Annotated in this window: 13 protein-coding genes; 7 read left to right on the forward strand and 6 right to left on the reverse strand. The window is 39.6% G+C overall.

Going from position 1 to position 22,401, the window contains the following annotated elements; all coding sequences use genetic code 11:
• Nucleotides 1-108 precede the first annotated feature (108 nt).
• Nucleotides 109-303, reverse strand: a complete 195-nt coding sequence (locus ACZZZW_RS07110; RefSeq protein ID WP_055911421.1) for a hypothetical protein — start codon at nucleotides 301-303, stop codon at nucleotides 109-111.
• Between the two features lie 86 nt (nucleotides 304-389).
• Nucleotides 390-974: an RNA polymerase sigma factor gene (locus ACZZZW_RS07115; protein ID WP_055911419.1), complete on the reverse strand. Its 585-nt coding sequence runs from the start codon at nucleotides 972-974 to the stop codon at nucleotides 390-392.
• A gap of 259 nt (nucleotides 975-1,233) precedes the next feature.
• Between ACZZZW_RS07115 and uvrA the strand changes: the two genes are divergently transcribed.
• The 5 genes from uvrA (at nucleotide 1,234) to ACZZZW_RS07140 (ending at nucleotide 9,273) form a co-directional block, all read left to right on the forward strand.
• Nucleotides 1,234-4,047, forward strand: a complete 2,814-nt coding sequence (gene uvrA / locus ACZZZW_RS07120; protein WP_463492694.1) for an excinuclease ABC subunit UvrA — start codon at nucleotides 1,234-1,236, stop codon at nucleotides 4,045-4,047.
• An 8-nt stretch (nucleotides 4,048-4,055) separates the two neighbouring features.
• Entirely contained in the window at nucleotides 4,056-4,709 is a 654-nt protein-coding gene (locus ACZZZW_RS07125; RefSeq protein ID WP_463492695.1) for a LysE family transporter, read from the forward strand.
• Between the two features lie 398 nt (nucleotides 4,710-5,107).
• Nucleotides 5,108-5,950, forward strand: coding sequence for a metallophosphoesterase family protein (locus ACZZZW_RS07130; RefSeq protein ID WP_463492696.1), 843 nt, complete (start codon nucleotides 5,108-5,110; stop codon nucleotides 5,948-5,950).
• 16 nt (nucleotides 5,951-5,966) lie between these two features.
• Nucleotides 5,967-6,806, forward strand: a complete 840-nt coding sequence (locus tag ACZZZW_RS07135; RefSeq protein WP_463492697.1) for a hypothetical protein — start codon at nucleotides 5,967-5,969, stop codon at nucleotides 6,804-6,806.
• Nucleotides 6,807-6,828: 22 nt separating this feature from the next.
• Nucleotides 6,829-9,273: a bifunctional YncE family protein/alkaline phosphatase family protein gene (locus ACZZZW_RS07140; protein ID WP_463492698.1), complete on the forward strand. Its 2,445-nt coding sequence runs from the start codon at nucleotides 6,829-6,831 to the stop codon at nucleotides 9,271-9,273.
• Nucleotides 9,274-9,393: 120 nt separating this feature from the next.
• Here the strand turns inward: ACZZZW_RS07140 and msrA are convergent, their stop codons facing one another.
• The 3 genes from msrA to ACZZZW_RS07155 all read right to left on the reverse strand — a co-directional run bounded on the left by msrA (nucleotide 9,394) and on the right by ACZZZW_RS07155 (nucleotide 12,514).
• On the reverse strand, nucleotides 9,394-9,882 hold the full coding sequence (gene msrA / locus ACZZZW_RS07145) for a peptide-methionine (S)-S-oxide reductase MsrA (protein ID WP_055911409.1): 489 nt from the start codon (nucleotides 9,880-9,882) through the stop codon (nucleotides 9,394-9,396).
• Between the two features lie 505 nt (nucleotides 9,883-10,387).
• Nucleotides 10,388-11,263 carry a hypothetical protein gene (locus ACZZZW_RS07150; protein ID WP_463492699.1) on the reverse strand — a complete coding sequence of 292 codons (876 nt, stop codon included), beginning with the start codon at nucleotides 11,261-11,263 and terminating at the stop codon, nucleotides 10,388-10,390.
• Between the two features lie 3 nt (nucleotides 11,264-11,266).
• The gene (locus tag ACZZZW_RS07155; RefSeq protein WP_463492700.1) at nucleotides 11,267-12,514 is read right to left on the reverse strand and encodes a YdcF family protein; all 1,248 of its coding nucleotides are present in this window, start codon (nucleotides 12,512-12,514) and stop codon (nucleotides 11,267-11,269) included.
• 320 nt (nucleotides 12,515-12,834) lie between these two features.
• Here ACZZZW_RS07155 and ACZZZW_RS07160 point away from each other — a divergent pair, with 320 nt between their 5' ends.
• The gene (locus ACZZZW_RS07160) at nucleotides 12,835-16,107 is read left to right on the forward strand and encodes a SusC/RagA family TonB-linked outer membrane protein (protein ID WP_463492701.1); all 3,273 of its coding nucleotides are present in this window, start codon (nucleotides 12,835-12,837) and stop codon (nucleotides 16,105-16,107) included.
• Between the two features lie 10 nt (nucleotides 16,108-16,117).
• Nucleotides 16,118-17,647 carry a RagB/SusD family nutrient uptake outer membrane protein gene (locus ACZZZW_RS07165; RefSeq protein WP_463492702.1) on the forward strand — a complete coding sequence of 510 codons (1,530 nt, stop codon included), beginning with the start codon at nucleotides 16,118-16,120 and terminating at the stop codon, nucleotides 17,645-17,647.
• Between the two features lie 673 nt (nucleotides 17,648-18,320).
• Here the strand turns inward: ACZZZW_RS07165 and ACZZZW_RS07170 are convergent.
• On the reverse strand, nucleotides 18,321-22,367 hold the full coding sequence (locus tag ACZZZW_RS07170; RefSeq protein WP_463492703.1) for a two-component regulator propeller domain-containing protein: 4,047 nt from the start codon (nucleotides 22,365-22,367) through the stop codon (nucleotides 18,321-18,323).
• Nucleotides 22,368-22,401 lie beyond the last annotated feature (34 nt).

Here is a 22,401-nt window from a genome sequence, read left to right on the forward strand (position 1 = left end):
GTTAATAGAAAGGGAATTGTAAATGCCGTATGTCCATCTCACATGTTCCATAACAAAAAAAGCTTGCTCCACCCTGTGGAACAAGCTTTTTGGCTCGTGTAAAATTTACTACTTGGCGCGGCTGTAAGCTAAAATCTTGTTGATGGTTTCATCTTGAGGATTTTTGGCCAGTCGATCTAACTTACCTTTTATTTGATCGTAAAATAAGTCGATTTCTGCGTCCGATTCAATATCAGTTTTAGGCTGAAACATGTTGGGTGTAGGTAAATTTACATTTGTTTTTGATGTAGAGGTTTTTGTCATAAGCACTGAATGTGATAAGTTTATAAACTTAACGATAGTTCAGATGCTTTATTTCAACCCCTAAAATATTTTATGTAACATTTTTACTACCCTTTGTAGGTCATCTCTTTAGTTTTAAGCATTTTGCGCAGGTTACTTAAGGCGTAACGCATTCGGCCAAGTGCTGTATTAATGCTTACTTCGGTTAAATCAGCTATTTCTTTAAAGCTTAAATCTGCATAATGGCGCATTAAAAGCACTTCTTTCTGCTCATCAGGCAATAAATGGATCATAGCTTTTAAATCTTTATGGGTTTGATCGCGAAGCATTTTATCTTCTGCGCTCTCATCATAAAAGTGTAGCATATTGAATACATCCATTCCATCGGCACTTGTGATGATGGGTGTCCGTTTTTCTTTCCTGAAATAATCAATAACCAGGTTATGCGCAATACGCATCACCCATGGTAAAAACTTACCTTCTTCGTTATATCTTCCCGATCGCAGGGTATTGATTACTTTTATAAATGCATCCTGAAAAATATCCTCCGCCAGATATTGGTCTTTAACCAATAAATATATAGAGGTATAAATTTTGCTTTTATGTCTTCTTAAAAGTTCCTGCAATCCATTCTCGTTCCCAGTAATATATACCTTTACCAGGTCCTGATCATTATATGATTGTAAATTCATAGGTTTACCTACACTAAATCCCGTACTATTTGCTAAAAATTAATTTGTAGATGTTTAATTTCTATAGCTGCTCTCCTATGTTTTTTGAATGTGTTAGTTTGGTTTTGAGGTTGTTAATATCCAAAGAAAGTTATTTTTTTATCAAAAAGCAAAAAATAAAATGTTAAAAAATAAATTAACCGTCTCAGTACCCTATTTTTGTATGTTCTTAAAACCCTAACCACATTCTGGGGTTATACATTTATATTCGTTACAATACATGAGCAAAAAAGAGGCCGAAAAAGATCCGCATAAAAATATCATTATAAAAGGTGCCCGCGTGCACAACCTAAAAAACATCGATGTTGCCATTCCAAAAAATAAGCTTGTGGTGGTAACGGGGATGTCGGGCTCAGGTAAATCTTCGCTGGCATTTGATACCTTATATGCTGAAGGGCAACGCCGGTATGTAGAAAGTTTATCATCATATGCCCGCCAGTTTATGGGCCGGATGAATAAACCAGATGTTGATTATATTAAAGGTATTGCGCCTGCAATTGCCATTGAGCAAAAAGTAATTACTTCCAATCCACGGTCAACAGTTGGTACTTCGACCGAAATATATGATTACCTGAAACTGCTGTTTTCGCGTATTGGTAAAACGATATCTCCGGTCTCTGGCAAAGAAGTTAAAAAAGATTCGGTTAGTACCGTGGTTGATTACGTAAATGCAATGCCTGAGGATACAACGGTAACGATTTTTTGTCCACTGTATCCGCATAATAACCGCACCATTAAAGAAGAACTTGCAATTTTATTGCAGAAAGGGTTTTTACGTGTGCTGATTAATGATAAAATAGAAAAAATTGAGTCTGTTTTAGATGATGCTGATTTTAAGGATGCAGAATTAACAGATGATAAAACTGTTCAGATCCTGATTGATCGTATTGTAACCAACCAGGAGGAAGAAACACTTAGCCGTTTAGCTGATTCGGCGCAGACGGCTTTTTTTGAAGGTAAAGGCGATTGTTATGTGGAAGCCCAGGGAACCACAAAACATTTTAGCGATCGTTTTGAATTGGATGGTATTAAATTCGAAGAGCCTACGCCTAATTTTTTCTCTTTCAACAATCCTTACGGTGCCTGTAAACGCTGTGAGGGCTATGGAAATGTTATCGGCATTGATGAGGATTTGGTTATCCCAGATAAAAGCAAGAGTGTTTATGATAATGCTATTGCCCCTTGGCGTGGTGAAAAAATGAATGTTTGGTTGCAAAATTTTATCAAAGCTGCACCAAAATTCGACTTCCCGATACACCGTTCTTATAGTGCTTTAACAGAAAAGGAACAACAGTTACTTTGGACTGGGAATAAATATTTTGCTGGTTTAGATGCCTTTTTTAAGGAGCTGGAAGAGCAGACTTATAAAATTCAGTACCGCGTAATGTTATCGCGTTACAGAGGCAAAACTACCTGCCCTGATTGTAAGGGCTCCCGTTTGCGTAAAGATGCTTCTTATGTTAAGATTGCAGAAAAATCGATTATTGATGTGGTTTTGATGCCATTGGCCAAAGCGCTGGTATTTTTTAACGAATTGAAATTAAGTGCCAACGATACCAAAATTGCAAAACGTTTGTTGGCAGAGATTGATAACCGTTTTTTATACCTTAATAATGTGGGTTTAGGTTACCTTACTTTAAACCGTTTATCGAATACCTTATCTGGTGGAGAATCGCAAAGGATTAACCTTGCCACTTCGTTAGGAAGCAGTTTAGTAGGTTCTATTTATGTGTTGGATGAGCCGAGTATTGGTTTGCATCCCCGCGATACCAATAAACTAATCGAAGTGTTGGTGTCACTCCGTAATGTGGGCAATACTGTTATTGTGGTAGAACATGAGGAAGAGATGATGCGTGCAGCCGATTACATTATTGATATTGGTCCTGAAGCAGGTACTCATGGTGGCAATTTAGTTTTTAGTGGCAATTATGAGGAAATCTTAAAAGATAAATCCAGTTTAACCGGTCGTTATTTAGCAGGTATAGAAAAAATTGCCATTCCGGAGAAGCGCCGTAAATGGAAAGATCACATTTTAATTAAGGGTGCCAGGGAAAACAATCTTCAGAATATTGACGTAAAATTCCCACTTGGTGTTTTTACTGCTGTGAGCGGTGTTTCAGGATCGGGAAAAACCAGTTTGGTTAAAAAAATCCTGTATCCGGCTTTACAAAAAGCAATTGGAAACTATGCTGGCGAACAAACTGGAACCTATGATGGCATTTTTGGTAATTATGACCTGGTGAGTGCTGTTGAGATGGTTGATCAGAATCCAATCGGTCGTTCGAGCCGCTCCAACCCGGTTACTTATGTTAAAGCATGGGATGATATCCGTGCATTGTTTTCGGGCCTGGCATCAGCCAAAGCTGCGGGTTTAAAACCAGCTGCTTTCTCTTTTAATGTAGAAGGAGGCCGGTGTGATGTTTGCCAGGGTGAGGGTGAGGTGAAAATCGAGATGCAGTTTATGGCTGATATTTACCTTCCTTGCGAAGCTTGTAATGGTAAACGGTTTAAACAGCAGGTTTTAGATGTAACCTATAAAGAGAAAAATGTATCCGAAATTCTGGATATGACAATTGATGAGGCTGTAAGCTTTTTTAAGGATGAGCAAAAAATCCTCAATAAATTAAATCCGTTGGTTGATGTTGGTTTGGGTTATGTGCATTTGGGGCAATCTTCCAATACTTTATCGGGTGGTGAGGCACAGCGGATTAAGTTGGCTTCTTTCTTAATAAAAGGCAACAATGCGAATAAAACGCTGTTTATATTTGATGAACCAACTACGGGTTTGCACTTTCACGATATTAAAAAGCTGTTAAAAGCACTTAACACATTAATTGAGCAAGGAAACACAATTTTGGTGATCGAACACAACATGGATATGATTAAATGTGCAGATTGGGTAATCGATATTGGTCCTGAAGGAGGTGATGGAGGGGGTAAGCTGGTTTTTGAAGGTACACCAGAAGACCTTGTTAAGGTAGAAAATTCGTACACCGGAAAATATTTAGCATCGCATTTAAATTTAAATCCATAATTTCGGCAATGCTTTTTCTAACGTTTTTCATCGGCATCCTTCTCAATGCCATGGGCTATATCCCCCCAGGCAATATCAATTTAACGGTAGCACAGCTCGCTATTAATAAGGGGATGCGCCAGGTTTGGTATTTTATCCTCTCTTTCTCTTGTGTAGAAGTATTTTTCACCTTTGGGATGATGCGCTTTGCAAGATGGGCCATGAGTGATATCAATCCGAACGAAGCCGTAAGCGAGGTACGCCTAAGTACCCTGGTGGATTGTTTCATGATTGTGATGTTTTTGGTGATGGGTACCATTACCTGGAAAAACCGGAAAAAGGTACCTAAAACCAGTAATAAAAAGGAGGATAAACGCAGCGGCAGTGTTTTGTATGGATTAATTTTGGGTGTGTTAAACCCTGTACAAATTCCTTTCTGGTTATTTTTCGGCAATTACGTAATCCTGCATCAATGGATTGAAACAGATTATCTTTCACTGATTGTATTTGCTTTAGGCTCTGGTGTGGGTTCATCTGTAGCACTTTATGTGTATGCTCATTTTGCAACCTATATTCAAGAGAAATTTGCCTTGAGTAGCTTAATCATCAATAAATCGATCGCGATATTTTTGTACGCACTTGCGGCTTATTTAATTGTTAAACAGATAATTGTTATTCTTTAAAATAATTTAAGGCTGGTGTACGTCTTATCCATGGTCTGTGTCCTTACAGGCCATTATATTTTAAACAATTATAGTAAATAATATTTTCGGTCTGTGGGGATGCATACCGAGGAATTTCTATAGTCTTATTTATGGTCTGTGTCCTCACAGGCCATTATTTTTTAAACAATTATAGTAAATAAGGTTTTCAGTATGTGGGGACACAGACCGAGGAATCTGAATTTTTATAGGTCTTATTCAAGTCAGTGCCCTCACGGAACTTATTTTTTATTAAACCTTTTTGTTATAAAATTGATACACAATTAGCGTTTGGTTAACTTAATCATAACATTAAATTTATGTTTAGTAAGCCTGATCAAGCTAATATTGGGCTTTGATACAAAACATATTTTATCCTTATGTCTAACAGACGTTTTTTTTTAAAAAATAGTTTGGCTGCTGCTGTTGTAGCCAGTATTTCACCGGTTCTTTCTTCATTCGCAGAAGAACATACTACACCTGTACAATCGCGTAAAGCACCTAAACTGCGTTTCGCCATTGCATCTGATGGGCATTATGGCCAGCCAGGTACGGAATATAAACTTCATCACGAAAATATTGTGAAGTGGCTAAACGAATCTCATGATAAAAACCCTTTGAATTTCGTAATTATTAACGGAGATCTGGTGCATGACAGGCCTGATTTGTTACCCGAGGTTAAAAAAGACTATTACGATAAACTTAAAGTTCCTTTTTATGCCATCCCTGGTAACCATGACCATGCGGATACAAAAATCTGGAAATCTGTTTTCGGTTATGAGGATAACTTCTCATTTGAAAAAAGTGGAGTAGGCTTTGTGCTGGCCAATACTTCTGATACTAAAGGTACTTATGTATGCCCCAATAATGATTTCTTAAAGCAAGAACTTGATAAGTTTAAAAACCTGAAAACTGTTTTTGTGGTGTTGCACATTCCGCCTCATTTATGGGTGCCAGAAAGCCCGTTTGTAGAGTGTCCTGATACAATTAAATTATTGCACAGTTACCCGAATGTGAAGGCGGTGTTTCATGGGCACGACCATAGTTTGGATGCTGTTTTTTATACGGATAAACTGCCGCATTTTTTTGATGCGCATATTGGAGGAAACTGGGGCACTGCCTATAAAGGCTATCGGATTGTGGAGGTTGATGAAAATGATAAGATTCAGACTTACCAGGTAAATGCAAGTGGATCGCCATTGTTAAATGAAACCAAATTTTAACGGATATTTAATAGAAATGAAAAAGACATTTTTGATGCTCGTTTTTGCAGGTACTGTATTAAATTGTGCAGCACAGCAAATAGGGGATACCAGACAGGAAATTAAGGCTGGAACAGATGCAGCGCAACCTTTTCTGTTTTCCTTAAATACTTTAACTGCAGAAAATCAACGGTGGAATATCCATTATTCCGGCAGTTATGGCGAAAGGACAAATGGCCAGTTCGGATATGATGGTTTAGGGCAACAGTTTGGCGTTAAAGGCTATTTGGGCAGTCGATTTACCTTATATGCAACTGCCGCTATCGGTTTTGCAAATGCTGGTGGCATTACCTCGGCCGAACAGGCAGAAGTAATTAGAGATGTAATAGGGGGTAAAGGCATTGCAGGTTTTAGACTGGGTGCTGGTTTAGGATTAAGTAGAGATTGGTCTAATACCGGCTCAGCAATTAGCCGTATTACTGCTTCGTTCGATCGTACAAACTGGCGGATGGCTGGTAATTTTCGTTTCGAAAAAGCATTTGACAAAACCAGGGATAAACTGGATTTTATTACAAGTTTTGGTTACCAGCATCGTGTTTCGAATGTTTTATATCTTGGATTTGAAGCATTAGGTCAGGATTTGGAAGGACTTTGGGAGAAAAATGAAGCTGAAGGTGGTGCAAAAGTAATGATTGGGCCTTCAATTAACCTTGAGCCAAACCATTCAAAACTTTCGTTCTCTATTTCTGGCGGGCCAGTTTTTTATGCAACCCGTAGCCAGGTAATCCCCTCAGAAGCCATCCGTGAAATCGGTTCGGTAGCCTCTGGTAACGGCTATACCATCAGGGCACTGGTTAATTTCAATCTTCATCGCTAGTAATTTACATTCAATACGCAACATGAAAAAAACATATATATTAATCTTATTCGGGCTCCTTTTTATTCAAAAAAAAGGATTTGCACAATGGCCTGGTAAAAACGAAAGCACCAAGCAGATTTTACTGCCTAATGGGTGGAAATTAAGTCCTGCGGGGCATTCTTTGCAATTGGGCGATTTGCCTTTAAATATGCAGTTGAGTGCTTCGGGCAAATACCTGGCAATCACCAATAACGGGCAAAGTACGCAGTCGCTGCAACTTATTGATGCTAAAACGGAACAGATTATTGATGAAAAAGTGCTCAGCAAATCGTGGTACGGTATTGCTTTCAGTAAAGATGAAAAACACCTTTATGCTTCTGGAGGTAACGATAACTGGATTTTGGATTTTAATATTCAGAATAATAAACTGGGAAAAAGCGATACAATAAAGTTGGGGCCAATTTGGCCAAAGGGGAAAATCAGTCCGGCAGGGATTGTAGTAAACAGAAGCAATACTAAACTTTACACGGTAACAAAAGAAGACAGTAGTTTATATGTAATCAACCCTGTTGAGCGGCAGATATTGAAAAAAATTCAGCTTCCGGCAATTGCTTATAGCTGTGTATTATCTATTGACGAAAGCAAAATCTATGTTTCACTATGGGGAGGAAAATCTGTTGCGGTTGTAGATCTAACAACAGAAGGTATAACCAAACTTATTCCGGTGGGCGATCACCCGAATGAGCTCCTGCTTAATAAAAAGGGGAATACACTTTTTGTAGCCAACGCGAATGATAATACGGTTTCAGTAATTAATACTACCAATAATAAGGTAATCGAAACCATTGCCACTACACTTTATGCCACCCAGTTAACTGGATCTACTACCAACGGTTTGGCTTTAAGCAGCAATGAAAAAACCTTGTATATTGCCAACGCCGATAACAACTGTTTAGCCGTTTTCGATGTAAGCAAACCTGGCGTAAGCCAGAGCCAAGGCTTTGTTCCGGTAGGTTGGTACCCTACAAGTGTTAAGGTTTTAGGTTCGAAAATTTTGGTTACCAATGGTAAGGGCAATACCTCTATGGCCAATCCTCAAGGGCCACAACCGATATCTAAAGTAGACAATAGCGGTTACCACATGGGCAGTACGGCCAATAGCAGGCTACAATATATTGCCGGTTTGTTTAAAGGAACTTTATCTTTTATCGATGCACCAAAGCCTGAGCAGTTAAAAGTATATACAAAACAGGTATATGCCAATACTCCTTTTACTGATAAAAGGACTATTACTGCCGATGGTGAAGCCGGAAATCCTATTCCGCGCAAGCAGGGAGAAAAATCACCAATTAAGCACGTTTTTTATATCATTAAAGAAAACAGAACTTATGATCAGGTACTTGGCGATATGCCTAAAGGAAACGGCGATTCTACCTTAACATTGTTTGGTAAAAAAATTACACCTAACCAGCATGCCTTTGCCGATAATTATGTGCTGCTTGATAATTTTTATGTTGATGCAGAGGTAAGCGCAGATGGACACAACTGGAGTATGGCCGCTTATGCAACCGATGTGGTAGAAAAAACCTGGCCAACCAGTTATGGGGCACGTGGCGGGAGTACTACATTTGAAGGTGGCAGACCGGTTACTTACCCTAAAGGTGGCTTTATATGGGATTATTGCCAGCGTGCGGGTATAAGCTACCGCAGTTATGGCGAGTTTGGCGACTATGGCAAAGCAAATATTAAATCATTACAGGGCCATATGTGTGCCGCTTCACCAGGTTTTGATATGGATATCAAAGATCAGGTAAGGGTAGATGCCTGGACGCATGATTTCGATTCACTATTGGTAGCCGGCGCAGTGCCTCAGTTTAATACGTTAAGAATATCCAATGACCATACCAGCGGACAAAAGAAAGGAAAATACTCACCACAGGCTGCGGTAGCCGATAATGATTTGGCGGTTGGCCGTATATTGGAGCATTTATCGCATAGCAAAGTCTGGAAAGAGTCGGTTGTATTTATTTTGGAAGATGATGCGCAAAACGGTCCCGACCATGTGGATGCACACCGTTCGCCGGCATATGTGGTTGGCCCATATGTAAAAAGGAATACCGCTGTACATACGATGTATTCTACTTCAGGCTTTTTAAGAACCATGGAACTTATTTTGGGTTTGCCGCCAATGAGCCAGTACGATGCTGCCGCAATGCCGCTTTACGAATGTTTTACTTCCAAGCCTGATTTTACACCTTATACTGTAATACAACCGCTTATCGATTTAGATACGAGAAACGTAGCCGTTAACGAAAGTAGTAGACGATCTGAAATGTTCAATTTTGCCAAAGAAGATTCTGCACCAGATTTAGATTTAAATGAGGTTGTATGGAAATCGGTTAAGGGCGAACAATCGGTAATGCCTGCACCGAAGCGGAGCGCTTTTGTGATATTGGAGAAAAAGAAAAAAGATGATGATGATTAGTTGTTAGTCATAACTTCCTTTAAACAAAGAGGCAATTTTCTAAAGGAAATTGCCTCTTTGTTTTTTATTTCGTGGTTTGTATTATCACAAACGATTTTGTTTATTATGATGGATTATTGTCTACAATTTCCAGTCTGGTCTTTCGAAGTGACAAGTATAACCGTAAGGGTTTTTCTGCAAATAATCCTGGTGTTCTTCTTCTGCGTTCCAGAAATCGGTTTCAGGTACTACTTCGGTTACAATTTTGCCTGGCCATTTTCCAGAAGCGTCCAATTCTGAGATTAGTTCATTTGCGGTTTTTTCCTGTTCTTCGTTATTGAAAAAAATAGCTGAGCGGTAAGAGGCTCCCACATCGTTTCCTTGTCTGTTACGGGTGCTTGGATCGTGGATCTGGAAGAAGTATTCTAATAATTGACGGTAAGTTAAAACAGTCGGATCAAAGGTAACTTCAATCGCTTCGGCATGCGTGCCATGATTCCGGTAAGTGGCATTGGGAACATCACCACCAGTGTATCCAACGACAGTTGAAATAACGCCAGGGTAATGACGGATCAGTTCTTCTACTCCCCAAAAGCAGCCGCCTGCAAGAATGGCTTTTTCAGTATTCATATATCTTTCCTTTTTTTAATTACATAAAGATACGGCGAAGATGTGTAAAAGGAAAGTAAAGAAGGGAGGCTGTTTAGTTGCTTCGGTAAGAGAAAATCTGGTGAAATGAATAGATTTTTAGTATTTGGAGCGCGGGGGCTGTACAATACATTAAGTTTCTTCCCGTTTTACGTTTATACGCTTCGCTTACTCATTCCTTGTCGCTGCACGGTAATACTTCAACAGGGGGCTAAATGGACAAGGTAGTATTATTTTTCGAGGGTGCAGTGTGCGCAAATCCCTGGTTTGTAAACCCGACAGCAGCGGTTGCGATCCTTCATCGGAATACGCGATGGCGGGACTGCATACCGCCAAAAACCACAAGCCTTTCATTTTCTAATTCTGAAGGCACAATTTCGGCCGGTGAAACACCAACCGATAGGATGATGTGTCATGGTAGTGCTGTGCTATCGCTTCGCACCAGACTATTCGCAAATTATTTAATTGTTAGGTTTGTCATTTAGCGCTAACCGCCAAACCCGAAGTCCATAAAACTCACATTGTTTTTGCGTGAAGAGCTTACGGCAATGCCTTTTTCAGTCTTATTGGTAAAGGTGAAACCTTCCAGTTCATCCGCTTTGTCGGTATCAATCACATTTAAAACAACTTCTTGCCCTTTGATTATGGATTTTTCGAGATCTACAAAGGTCAGTCTCCATTTGCGTCCTTCAATTTGGTTCTGGATTAAAACCAAAATGCCTTTATCAGCAATATAATGTAAGTTCTGTACCCATGGTGAGCAGGTAAATTTTTTAAAGAGGATGCCCTTTTCACTTGTTTTATTGGCTTTTGATAAAGCTGCGGGATTGTACAAACGCACCTCATTGGCTTTATTTCCATAATCGGCTGTTGCGACAAACCACTTCCCTTTGTAATTTACATATTCTGGTCGCGTACCCTGGATACAGGCATCATCTTCAATGGTTTTAAATAAATTTCCGTCCAATGTTTTCGTCTTTAAAAAACCTTGCCATTTGATACAGTTTATCACCGCTTTCCACACCGTACCTTCTGCATTTTGCTTTACCGAATTACCTACAAACGTGGGTAAGCCCTTGTGGTAAGCAATACCAGTGGGATGTTTGATGATATTTTCGCCTTTAATGGTGAACCTGTATTCCTGATGCTGGTAAATCAACGAGTCTTTCTGGAGCTTATACCCTCGCATAACACCCACTTCTCTATCGCCGTAAAGAAAATACCGTCCATTCTGATAAGAAATACCCTGGCAGGCGCCTAGTGAATCAACTGTAATTGTTTTGGTAATTTTTCCATCTGTATTGTTGTATCTGCCCACAAAAAACATCACGATCAACACCAGGATTGGGTTTAATGTTTTCATATACTAAGGATCTAAAGGTTCATCAAAATCTATTTGTAAGGATGTTGTATTTAAGTAGAATTCTGACTCGGTATCGCTTAAACGTTTTCCATTTTTATAAGGGTAATAGCCAAGCTCTTTTTTACAGCGTTGGAGCAGAATATCGGTGATATAATAACTCTGCGATTTTACGGTACAGGCTAAACCGGGTTTATCTACCGGTATCCCGTATCTGAACATCAGTCTGGCACAGTTACGCAGGTTGGTGGTGGTATGGCGGGCATGGGGCTCTATAATAATGTCGCTTTCGGGTATCTGAAGGGTTTTCATTAAAAACTTCTTCATTTCGTAAGCTTCGCTGAATTTGGTTTTATAAGGGTGAACGCGACCGCCCGATACCACGATAAATGGCGCTACGCCTTTTTTATACTGTATTGCCGCTAAGCGGCAACGGATCATTCCGCCAGGGCTAAGGGCAACCTCTCTTTCCTCTGGACCAGCGCCCGGCACCAGGATTACGCTGTAAGGATATTTCTTCCAATCTGTTTTTTTGATCTGGTTAATGGCGGCAAGATTTACACCTTTGGCCATTGGCTCGTAATCGGCGGCATCATCGCGTTCATTTAGTTCTAATGCTTCCAACGCAAATGCCATCTCGGGTTCGAAAAAAAGCTTATTATTGTTTTGTAAGGATAACCATGCATTGGCTGAGGTTAGTTCTGCAAACTCTTTATCCTTTAAATTAAAGCTGATTGAGTCTATTTTCGGGTAATTGGGTTTGTTTCCCTCTACATAAACACCAATTGCATAATTAATGGCATGAGCATCTTGTTCCCAGGCTTTAATTAAAAGGGTTTTGTGTTGTTCTTTGGCTAACATGGCATAACAACCTGACGGGATGAGATGTTTTTTTACCAAACTCCCCAATAGATTATTTTCGGTATAGAGCAAGGCCAACCGGTTCCCGATACTCGTAATTTCCGCATCGGTAAACTTTAAAGCCCTGGCATAACAGGCAATATCTGTTTTGCAGGTTTTAACTGCTTCGTTTACTTGTTCTGTTTTTAAGTTGTAGCGCTTGTTAAGCGCTGTATCTGTGCTGAGCATTTTGCGTAGCCCGGGCAATTGCTGGAAAAGCGTAAGCAGGTAATAATTTTTATACTGTACTTCATTTCTGGTCTTGGTTAACTGATAAGACTGTTGTGGCAGATCCTGTGCAGATAAGCCTTGACAGAACAGGCAGACTACTAAAAGCGGATAAAGGAATTTCATTCGAACAATTTTGGAAGCAAAGTTAAACTTCAGCCGTTAAAGAAACATTAAGAGGTTGTTATACTTTGACCTATAGTAAACCGATTTAGGAGCTGTCTATAGTCCTTAATATTAATTTAAAGTACCTGTGTTGTTTGGTGTAGAGAGTTAACATCAGGGATACATAGTGTTAAAAGTACAGCTATACTTTTGCGGCTGTAGAACGCTCAAAAAATTACTCGTTAACCTTAAAAGGATCAGCCTATGTAAATGTGAACATCTACAATCTACTTAAAACAAAATCCCAATTATAATTCAAAACCATTACTAAGAACAAAAAGATGACATCATTTTTTTTAACCGCAAGTATTAAAAGTGCTTGCAGGAAATTGCTTTTGCCTTTAGGCTTACTGGCCATCTGTAATTCCGGCGCAATAGCAATAAACCATAATGTGGCTGTTTCTGGCTTGCACAATAAGGCATTTGCCAACGTAAGCGGAACAGTTACCGATCAAAATAACCAACCTTTACCTGGTGTAAGTGTTTTTGAAAAGAAAACGAAAAAAACAACCGTTACCGATCCAAATGGTAAATACTCCATTAATGTAGAAGATGGTGCCATATTGGTATTTACTTATATTGGTTACACTAATCAGGAAGTTGTGGTTAACGGCCGCTCCAATATCAATGTTATATTAAAAGAAAGCAGCAATACCCTTAATGAGGTTGTTGCCATTGGTTACCAGAAAATTAGAAAAGCTGATGTAACCGGAGCCATCAGCAGTGTTAAAGCCAGCGAAATGAACCTTACATCGCCTACTGTTGGCCAGGCACTGGTTGGTAAGGTTGCTGGTGTGCAGGTATCGCAAACCAGTGGTGCGCCATACTCGGGTACCAAAATAAGGGTAAGGGGTGTTGGTTCAATCAACGCCAGTTCCGAGCCTTTATATGTAATTGATGGTTATCCGGCAGGAAACAATGTATCCATCAATCCGGAGGATATTGAAACCATCGACATTTTAAAGGATGCGGCTTCTGCTGCCATTTATGGTTCAAGAGCATCGGGTGGGGTAGTGCTAATTACCACTAAAAGAGGTGCCGATGGGAAAGGAAAATTTGAGTACGATGTTCAGGGTGGTATTTCTCAGTTGGCTAAAAAAGTAAAATTATTGGATGCCAACCAGTTTATCCAGCTGTTAATTGACGGGCGTAACAATGCCTATAAAGATTTATGGGTAAATGCGGGCAAAACCTGGAACGACTCCATGTTTGGTGATAGCAACGCTACACGTATTACGAATGTAGGTAATGGAAGTAGTGTAAGCATTCCGGCTGATCTTTATAATTTTAGTACACAACAGGCCATCCCTGCTGCCTACAACACCGATTGGCAGGACGAACTTTACCGCAATGCAGTTTTTCAACGCCATAATCTTTCATTTTCTGGTGGTACCAAAGATGTAAAATACTTTTTAAGCGGTGGTTATCAGAACAATGACGGTATAGTAACGAACACCAACCAAAAGGTAACCAACTTTAGGGGTAATATCGATGGTAAAGTGAGCGAGCGTTTGCGTGTTGGTGCAAACATTGCTTACACAAAAAACGATAACAGAGAGGTACAGGAAGGACGTTATAACTTAAGTCCGATGATGTCGGCATTAATTTATCTGCCTTTTCTGCCTGCAAGAGATGCAAACGGAAATCCTGTTCAGTTTGGAATGGGGGCACTAGCTTCTCAATACGGTATTCAGAATCCTGAAAATCCTTTGGCAACGGTTGAGCAACTAAAAATCACCAGAAAGAGCAACAGGAGTAATTATAATGCCAATGCTACTTATACCATTTTAGATGGACTTAATTTTAAGGCTAACTTAGGTACACAAACCTACAACGAGAAATATGATTATTATTTGCCTACAAGCTTAAGTAGTGGCAATACGGCTCCTTATTCTCCTGAATCAATAAGGGCTGCAAATGCAATTGCGCAAACGCTTAGTCAGGTAGATCAATTGGCAGAGTTTACTTTAAATTACAACAAAACTTTTGGTAAACACAGTATTGATGTTTTAGGAGGTTACTCTGCACAGCATACATCGAGCGATCAGATCAGGGTAGCAGCAAGCGGTTTCCAAAATGATTATATAGGTGAAATTACAGATAAAGGAGCTGATGCCGGGTTTTTTACTTTAGACCGTAGCAGAACAGGCAAAACAGTTACCACTTTACTTTCTTATTTTGGCCGTTTCAGCTATAATTATGCGGGCAAATACTTTTTAACCGGTTCCTTCCGTCGTGATGGTTCCTCGAGGTTTGGTCCGTTAAATAAATACGGGGTGTTCCCTTCAATTGCTGCGGGTTGGAATTTATCTGACGAAAGTTTTTACAATAACTTTTTGGGCGAACAATCAAGAGTTAAACTAAGGGCAAGCTGGGGCTTAAGCGGCAATAACAGCATACAGGATTACCGCACACAGCAAGAGCTAACCGCACCGGGTGGTGCAGTTTTCGGGAGTGCAATTTCTACCGCCATTTGGCCAGCCAGTATTCAGGATAAAGGATTAGGATGGGAATCTACCTCTCAGTTCAACTTTGGTACCGATATCAGTCTGTTCAAAAACCGTGTTTCAATCATGGCGAATTATTACCTGAGTTATTCTTTCAACCTATTGTTTAACCAGCCGCTTTCGGCCATTGCCGGCACTTCATCGGTATTAACCAATCTGAGTAACAGCAGGGTGCGTAACAAGGGTTTCGATTTGCAGGTTGATGGCAAAATTATCCAGAACGAAGATTTTACCTTTGGCTTAAGTGGAAACATTGCTGCAAACCGGAACAAGGTTTTAAATATGGGTGGTAACAGTACCATATTTACAGCAGGTGCAGAGCGTTCGTACATTACACACGTCACACAAGAGGGGCAGCCAATTGGTATGTTTTATGGTTTTAAGGTGCTGGGTAGGATTACTGCCGATAATTTGGGTAAGGTTGCGCCATCTGCTTCTTCTACAAACCCGGCCAAAATCGGCGATTTGTACTTTCAGGATACCGATGGTAACGGTATTGTAAATGATGCTGATAAAACAGTAATCGGTACACCATATGCAAAATTCACCTATGGTTTTGCCTTAAATACCTCTTACAAAACGTTCGATTTGAGGGCATCTTTCAATGGATCTTATGGGAACCAGGTTTTAGATGGACAGGACTATTACCTGTACAACTTTGAAGGCTCAGGAAACCAATATGTAGAAGTTGCCGATCGTTACAGAAATGAAGCTAATCCCGGCAGTGGTTTAAACTATCGTGCATCGCGTGCAGGTACGCAAAGTAACAGCACCCGTTTATCATCTTTCTATATTCAGGATGGATCTTATTTTAGGTGTACCAATATAACTTTAGGGTATAGTTTCCCAAAACAATTGGCCAATACGCTTAAGGTGAACAATATACGCGTATATGCCAGTGTAGATAACGCATTTACCATAACCGATTATAAAGGTTATAATCCTGAGGTGGATTATAGCGCAGGCAACAACCTTGCCCCTGGTGTAGATTATGGAAACTACCCATTGGCAAGAACTTATAACCTTGGTATTAAACTTACTTTTTAGCATTAAAGAAATGAAAAAACATATTTATAAAGTATTGGCCCTAAGCACTGTTTTAAGTTTGGGTGCCTGTAAAAAAGATTTTTTAAACCAAAGAAACCCCAATGCCATTGCTGTAGAAAATTATTATAAAACAGAAAACGATGTATTGCTAGCGGTTAATGGTGTTTATCAATCGTTAAGAAGCAGCAACACCCTGGGCGAAAACAGCGGTTTGTTTACTGATGAGCGTTCGGATGATGCGGGTAGGAACGATAACCAGAGTAATGCAGGTGAACCTTTCCAGTTTAATGATTTTTCACTTTTACCTAGTAATTCCTATTTAAAGACCCATTGGTTAGCACTTTATGAAGCCATTGGAAGAACCAATGTTTTGCTTACCTCTATTGATAAAGTGGCTTTTGCAAATGCGGCTACCAAAGAAAATTATAAAGCTGAGGCCAAGTTTATCAGGGCGATTATGTATTTCGAACTGGTAAGGAAATGGGGACCGGTGCCTGTGGAAACCAAACAGCTTAGCACGCCCGAAGAGGTTAAGGAAAATACTTTCCGCGTACCTGAAGCAGATGTATATAACCAAATTGTATCTGATTTAAAAGATGCCCTAAATAGTACGTTGCCGAATTTCCAAACAGGAGCGAACGTAGGCAGAACTTCAAAAGCGGCAATAAACGCCTATTTAGGAAAGGTTTATTTAACCATGGCTACTACGCTTACGGCAAATAAAACAGAAAACCTGAGCAATGCCAATACTTACTTAACGGCAGCTTACAACATGAAAGCTTTCGGAAACCTATCAGAAATTCCGTATACCGATGTATTTGATGTGGCGAAGAAAACAACCTGTAAGGAACTGATTTTTCAGATTTCCAATAAGCAGGGCGATATTAACTTTAGTTCGAGCATTGCTGCAAACAACCAGGCCAAAGGCGAAACCATCAATTCGCTTAAGCCATCTACAGGGATTGGTGGCAATGTAAAACTTGATCTGATTAATGAATACGAAACAAGCGATTTAAGAAAAGATTTCTCTGTTAAATTTGCCAATGATCAGATTGTAAAAGACTGGTTTATCACCAAATTCCGCGATGTGAGTCAGCTAGCAACAAATGCTGGTTATGGCGGTAACGACTGGATTTTAATGCGTTATGCTGATGTGATTTTAATGCTTGCGGAAGTAAATATGTTGCAGGGCAATGATGCAGTGGCTATTCAGTATTTGGATATGGTAAGGGCAAGGGCAGGAATGCCATTATATGCGGTAGCCAAAACAGATGCCAGTTATGCTGCTAAATACCCAACGTTGAAACTTGCCATTTTACACGAGCGCAGGGTAGAGTTTGCTTTTGAACACCAGAGATGGTTTGATTTAATCAGGAATTTTACTGCTGCGGAGTTGGTTACTTATCTAAAAGCGAAACCACAATCATCGTACGGTATTGCCAAACTGGCCAATGTAACTGCAAAAGACAGGTATTTTCCTATTCCATTTGATGAGGTGAAATTGGATCCTGTTAAAATGTACCAGAATCAAGGTTATTAAGTATGTTTTGATATCGGAAAAGCGGACTATCGTTGATCAGTCCGCTTTTTTAATATATTTTTTTAGCGAGCACTTAAATATATTTTTTTAGCGAGCACTTAAATGTTAGCTTCTTGTGCGTTTAGTTGGATATTTTCTCCTTAGAGGTGGAGTTTTGAAGTCGCAGTAGATTTTATGTTAATAGTTACTTTGGGCCCCATTATAAATTCGCTTTGAATAGTCTTTGACTCCGCTTACACCTGTAGGCGACCAATTAAACAATATCAAATATTAAAAATTAAGGGGGCAGGGCTTTGCAATGTCCACGAATCCAATGTTATGAAATGTACAAATGGAGTTTAGGGATCTACCTTTTATTTGCAAGAGTTAGAGCAGTTTTGAGGCATGGATGTTTGTTTTTTACTATGCTGCTGCCCTGCAAATTGTTTGTTCAATAAATCGGGCAGGTTTAAGCATTGGCGCAGACCAATCCGCTTCAGCACAGGTGGAAAATATTTACAGTAAAGAAGTTAACAACGCGTATTTTTCACCGGGTGCCAAAATCTTTTTTGAGCAGCAAAACGTTGAACTCTGCGCTTTTATGCTTCATCAGCTTTTTGATTAAATGTACCATGCCTTAGTAGTTTTAAAAATGGGTGCACTATGAAGTACATGTTACCAAAATGCTACTTGTTTAATTGTTGCTGATAAACTCACTTGGCGTTTTGCCGAAAAATTTTTTAAACTCTGAGCTAAAGTATTTCCTATCGCTAAAGCCTACGGCATAAGCAACTTCGGTGATGTTGCCTGAGCCTTGTTTTAATAATTGTGCGGCCCTTTTAATGCGGAGTGATTTAATAAAATCGTTTACGGATAGATCAGTCAGTGCCCTTATTTTTTTGTAAAGTACAGGTTGGCTCATGCCAATCTCTAATGCAAGTGTGGGTACATCAAAATCAGGATCGGCAATGCGATCTTCTATCACCTGGATAATTTTATTTAAAAAGTTTTGCTCGGTGGTATTAATGACCATATTTTTCGGCTCGAGCGTAATTACCTGTGCAAACTTCTTTTTTATGATTTCTCGTGCATTTAAGAGGTTCTGAATGTTAAGTTCCAGTATTTTTAGGTTAAATGGTTTCATGATATAGGCATCTGCACCGTTTTCGAACCCGTTTACCTGGTGCACATAGGCCGACCTCGCTGTTAATAATACCACAGGGATATGGCTCGTTCTTTCGTCGGTTTTAAGTTTCCGGCACAGTTCCAAGCCATCCATCACAGGCATCATTACATCGCTGATGATTAGATCGGGAATCAGATCGAACGCAGATGCAAGCCCGGTTGCTCCATTTTCCTCTTCAAATATCTTGTAATTTCCGTTTAAGGATTGTTTGATAAATGTTCTTACATCTTCGTTATCCTCTACCAGTAAAATGCTGTATTTTTTCTTAATTTCAACGGCATCAACAGCAGTGTTTGCCTGAATGGTTTGTACTGTTGCTACTGTGGGTGTGCCAAGGTTATAGTTTGTGGCATCGTCGTAATAAACATAATCTGCTATAAATTCAGACGGATCAAAATGTGCTTTTCCTGTTTTTAAGCTTACCGTAAAGCAGGTATGGCCAAATGGTTTTTCGTTCCTCGGGTAACTTTCTACAGTAATTTCACCGTGATGCAAGGTTACAATACTTTTAGAAAACGATAAACCCAGGCCGGTACCAATGGTTGTAGTGGCGTTGGCCTGGTAAAAATTAGTGAATAAATTTGCCTGGTTTTCTAGCGGAATGCCTTTGCCGTTATCGCAGATCTGAATGTGTACGGAATCATGTTCTTCAGTAAGTTTTAAACTTATTTTACCGCTTGCAGGCGTAAACTTAAAGGCATTTGAAAGTAAGTTGAACAATACTTTTTCCATTTGAACTTTATCGAAATAGAGTTCAATTTTAGGCTTTGCAGTTTCGAACTGGTAATCTATATTTTTAGCAATCGCCATATTCTGGAACGCCAGAAAGATTTCTCTACAGAATTTCACTACGTCACCCGGACTAACGTGCAATGCCATTTTTCCGCTCTCGGCCTTTCTAAAGTCGAGCAGTTCGGTAACGAGGTTCATTAAGCGGTCGGCATTATTTTTAATCGGCTGTAAATCTCTGTTCAGGGCAGGATCATCTTTAGCATTTTCGATCAATTTATCAAGCGGACCAACAATAAGCGTTAATGGCGTGCGGATTTCGTGTGAGATATTGGTGAAAAACTCAAGTTTATGCTCATTTATTTCTTTTTCTTTTTTAAGTACCGCTTTAATTAATAAATAGCGTACAAATATGAAAAATATGGCAGCAAAAATGCAGAAATAAACCAGGTATGCCCACCAGGTAAGGTAAAAAGGTGGATTTACGGTAATGCTGATCCGGCGTATATTGGCCCCCGGAATGCCATCATTGTTAACGCCCCTAACCATAAAAGTGTAATTGCCCGGTGGCAGATTGGTATAAGCTGCAGTTGGTACATTTACATCGTTCCAGCTTTTTTCAAAGCCTTCCAGCTTATATGAAAAGCGGTTTTTTTCAGGTTTTATAAAGTTTAATAAGGCAAAACTTAAACTAAAAGTATTTTGATGGCTGGAAAAAACCAGCTGATCTTTTGAGTCTATATTTTCATCAAGCAGGCCATCTTCGGCATTGATTTTTATGGGTTTGTTATCAACTTTTAAACCGGTTATGACCATTGTTGCGGCCTTGTTGTTCGTTTGTATGCGGTTGGGGAAAAAGCTGATGAAGCCATTATAACCGCCAAAAAACATTTCGCCGTTGCTGCTTTTAAAAAAAGCATTGGTATTAAATTCATTTCCCGGCAGGCCATCGGCAACGGTATAGTTTTTAAAGGTTTTGTGTTCGCGGTTAAACATACATAAACCGTTGGCGGTACTTACCCATAGGTTGCCATTGTCATCTTCTAAAAGGCCCAGTACATTATCGTTTGGTAAACCATTTTTAACAGTGTAGTAAATTACTTTGTTCGTTTTTTGGTTGTACTGCACCAGCCCCCTGTTGTTGGTGCAGATGTAAACTTCTTTATTTTTTGTTTCGGCAATACCGTTTACATAATAATCCAAAGGTTTTTTTGTTTTTGCATCGCACAGGGTGTAGAATTCTTTTTTCTCAATGTTGTAAATGCTAAAACCGCTTGTGGTGCCAAAGTAAACGCGATCGGTTACGGTAAGAGCCTTAACTATTGCTGCGTTTGAAAAAACGGCGGGCAGACCAAAAGTGTAAAAAACGGTTTTTTCGGGATTCGAAATTTTAATGCCGTTACGCTGGGTGGCTACATAAAGGCGTGCATTTTTATCTTCGGCCACGGCGGTAATCTCATCGGGCACATCTTCCTGTTTCGCACTAAAATCGAAACGTTTAAAACTGTGGTTGCTGCTGTTGTAAACATTAAGTCCGCCAGAGTGTGTGCCTATCCAGAGTTTACCGGTTTTATCGAGTATTGTATTTTTAATTAGATTGGATTTGATCGAATTGCTGCGGCCATCGTTTTTAAAAGCAGTGAATTTTTTTGTCAGCTTGTTAAAATAATTTAATCCGCCGCCCTCGGTTCCAATCCACAAATTTTGATGTTCATCTTCTGCGAAAGCACTTACCACATTGTTGTTAACGCTTGAGGTATTTTTGCTGGTGCTGTAAATGGTGAATGCGGTGGTATAGGGATAGTTTATGTTAACACCGCCAAAATAAGTGCCCACCCAGATAGAGCCATTCTGATCTTTGTATAACCGGTGTACGGAATTTTGCGAAAGGCTCTTTTTGTTATCGGGATCGTACTGCAGGTTGTTACAGGTAAAGTTCTGGGTGTCCATTACGCTGATCCCATCCAATGTACCTATCCACAATTTACCGGCATCATCTAAAGCCATGGTGCGGATGGTGTTGTTTACGAGCGAATGCGGCTGATTATCGGAATGTTTAAAATTTTGAAAGGTATTGGTAGTGGGGATGTACAAGTTCAAACCATTATCCTGGGTACTAAACCACAGTTTGTGCTGGCTATCTTCTATAATACCGGTGATGTAATTTTCGCTGATATCGCCAGCTTTGCTCTCATTTTTAAAAACAGCGGTTTGATAAGTACCGTTTTTAGCGGTCATTTTTAATAGGCCGTTAGAGGTACCAATCCAGATATTTCCTTCACTATCCTGCTTTACGGTTCTGATGTTATGGTATATTTTATCTTTAAAAAAAACCTTGATCTTTTTAAGGTTTCCGTTTACAAGTAAATTTAATCCGTTGAGTGTGCCAAGCCAAACATTTCCATTTTTATCTTCGGTAATGCAGTTAACCATATTGTTGCTAATGCCATTTGGACCTGCAGCAATGCGTTCGAAATTATCCGTTCTTTCATTGTACTTATTTAAGCCAGCATCAGTACCTACCCATAAGTTATGATGCGAATCAGAAAGTAGGCTTACAACGTAGTTATGCGATATGGAAAGGGGATCGGCCTCCAAAAATTGATATACTTTTATGTTGTAACCATCGTAACGGTTTAAGCCATTCCGCGTACCAAACCACATAAATCCTTTTTTATCCTGGCAAATGGCCAGTACTGAAGTTTGCGACAGGCCTTTTTCTATACCAAGGTGATCAAACAGGATGGGTTGCTGGCATTTTCCGGGTGTCACAAATCCTAAAAACAGGGCTGCACAGCACAAATATTTTAGGATGGCTTTGGGCATGGGATAATTGGTTATAGTTGTTATTGGCAATCTA

The sequence above is a fragment of the Pedobacter sp. AC379 genome (assembly GCF_979258145.1).

Coding starts and splice junctions, on each gene's coding strand:
- ACZZZW_RS07150 (WP_463492699.1), bottom strand. CDS start 11,263: ATGAAAACATTAAACCCAATCCTGGTGTTGATCGTGATGTTTTTTGTG.
- ACZZZW_RS07140 (WP_463492698.1), top strand. CDS start 6,829: ATGAAAAAAACATATATATTAATCTTATTCGGGCTCCTTTTTATTCAA.
- ACZZZW_RS07130 (WP_463492696.1), top strand. CDS start 5,108: ATGTCTAACAGACGTTTTTTTTTAAAAAATAGTTTGGCTGCTGCTGTT.
- ACZZZW_RS07115 (WP_055911419.1), bottom strand. CDS start 974: ATGAATTTACAATCATATAATGATCAGGACCTGGTAAAGGTATATATT.
- ACZZZW_RS07110 (WP_055911421.1), bottom strand. CDS start 303: ATGACAAAAACCTCTACATCAAAAACAAATGTAAATTTACCTACACCC.
- ACZZZW_RS07170 (WP_463492703.1), bottom strand. CDS start 22,367: ATGCCCAAAGCCATCCTAAAATATTTGTGCTGTGCAGCCCTGTTTTTA.
- ACZZZW_RS07160 (WP_463492701.1), top strand. CDS start 12,835: ATGACATCATTTTTTTTAACCGCAAGTATTAAAAGTGCTTGCAGGAAA.
- ACZZZW_RS07155 (WP_463492700.1), bottom strand. CDS start 12,514: ATGAAATTCCTTTATCCGCTTTTAGTAGTCTGCCTGTTCTGTCAAGGC.
- ACZZZW_RS07135 (WP_463492697.1), top strand. CDS start 5,967: ATGAAAAAGACATTTTTGATGCTCGTTTTTGCAGGTACTGTATTAAAT.
- uvrA (WP_463492694.1), top strand. CDS start 1,234: ATGAGCAAAAAAGAGGCCGAAAAAGATCCGCATAAAAATATCATTATA.
- ACZZZW_RS07125 (WP_463492695.1), top strand. CDS start 4,056: ATGCTTTTTCTAACGTTTTTCATCGGCATCCTTCTCAATGCCATGGGC.
- ACZZZW_RS07165 (WP_463492702.1), top strand. CDS start 16,118: ATGAAAAAACATATTTATAAAGTATTGGCCCTAAGCACTGTTTTAAGT.
- msrA (WP_055911409.1), bottom strand. CDS start 9,882: ATGAATACTGAAAAAGCCATTCTTGCAGGCGGCTGCTTTTGGGGAGTA.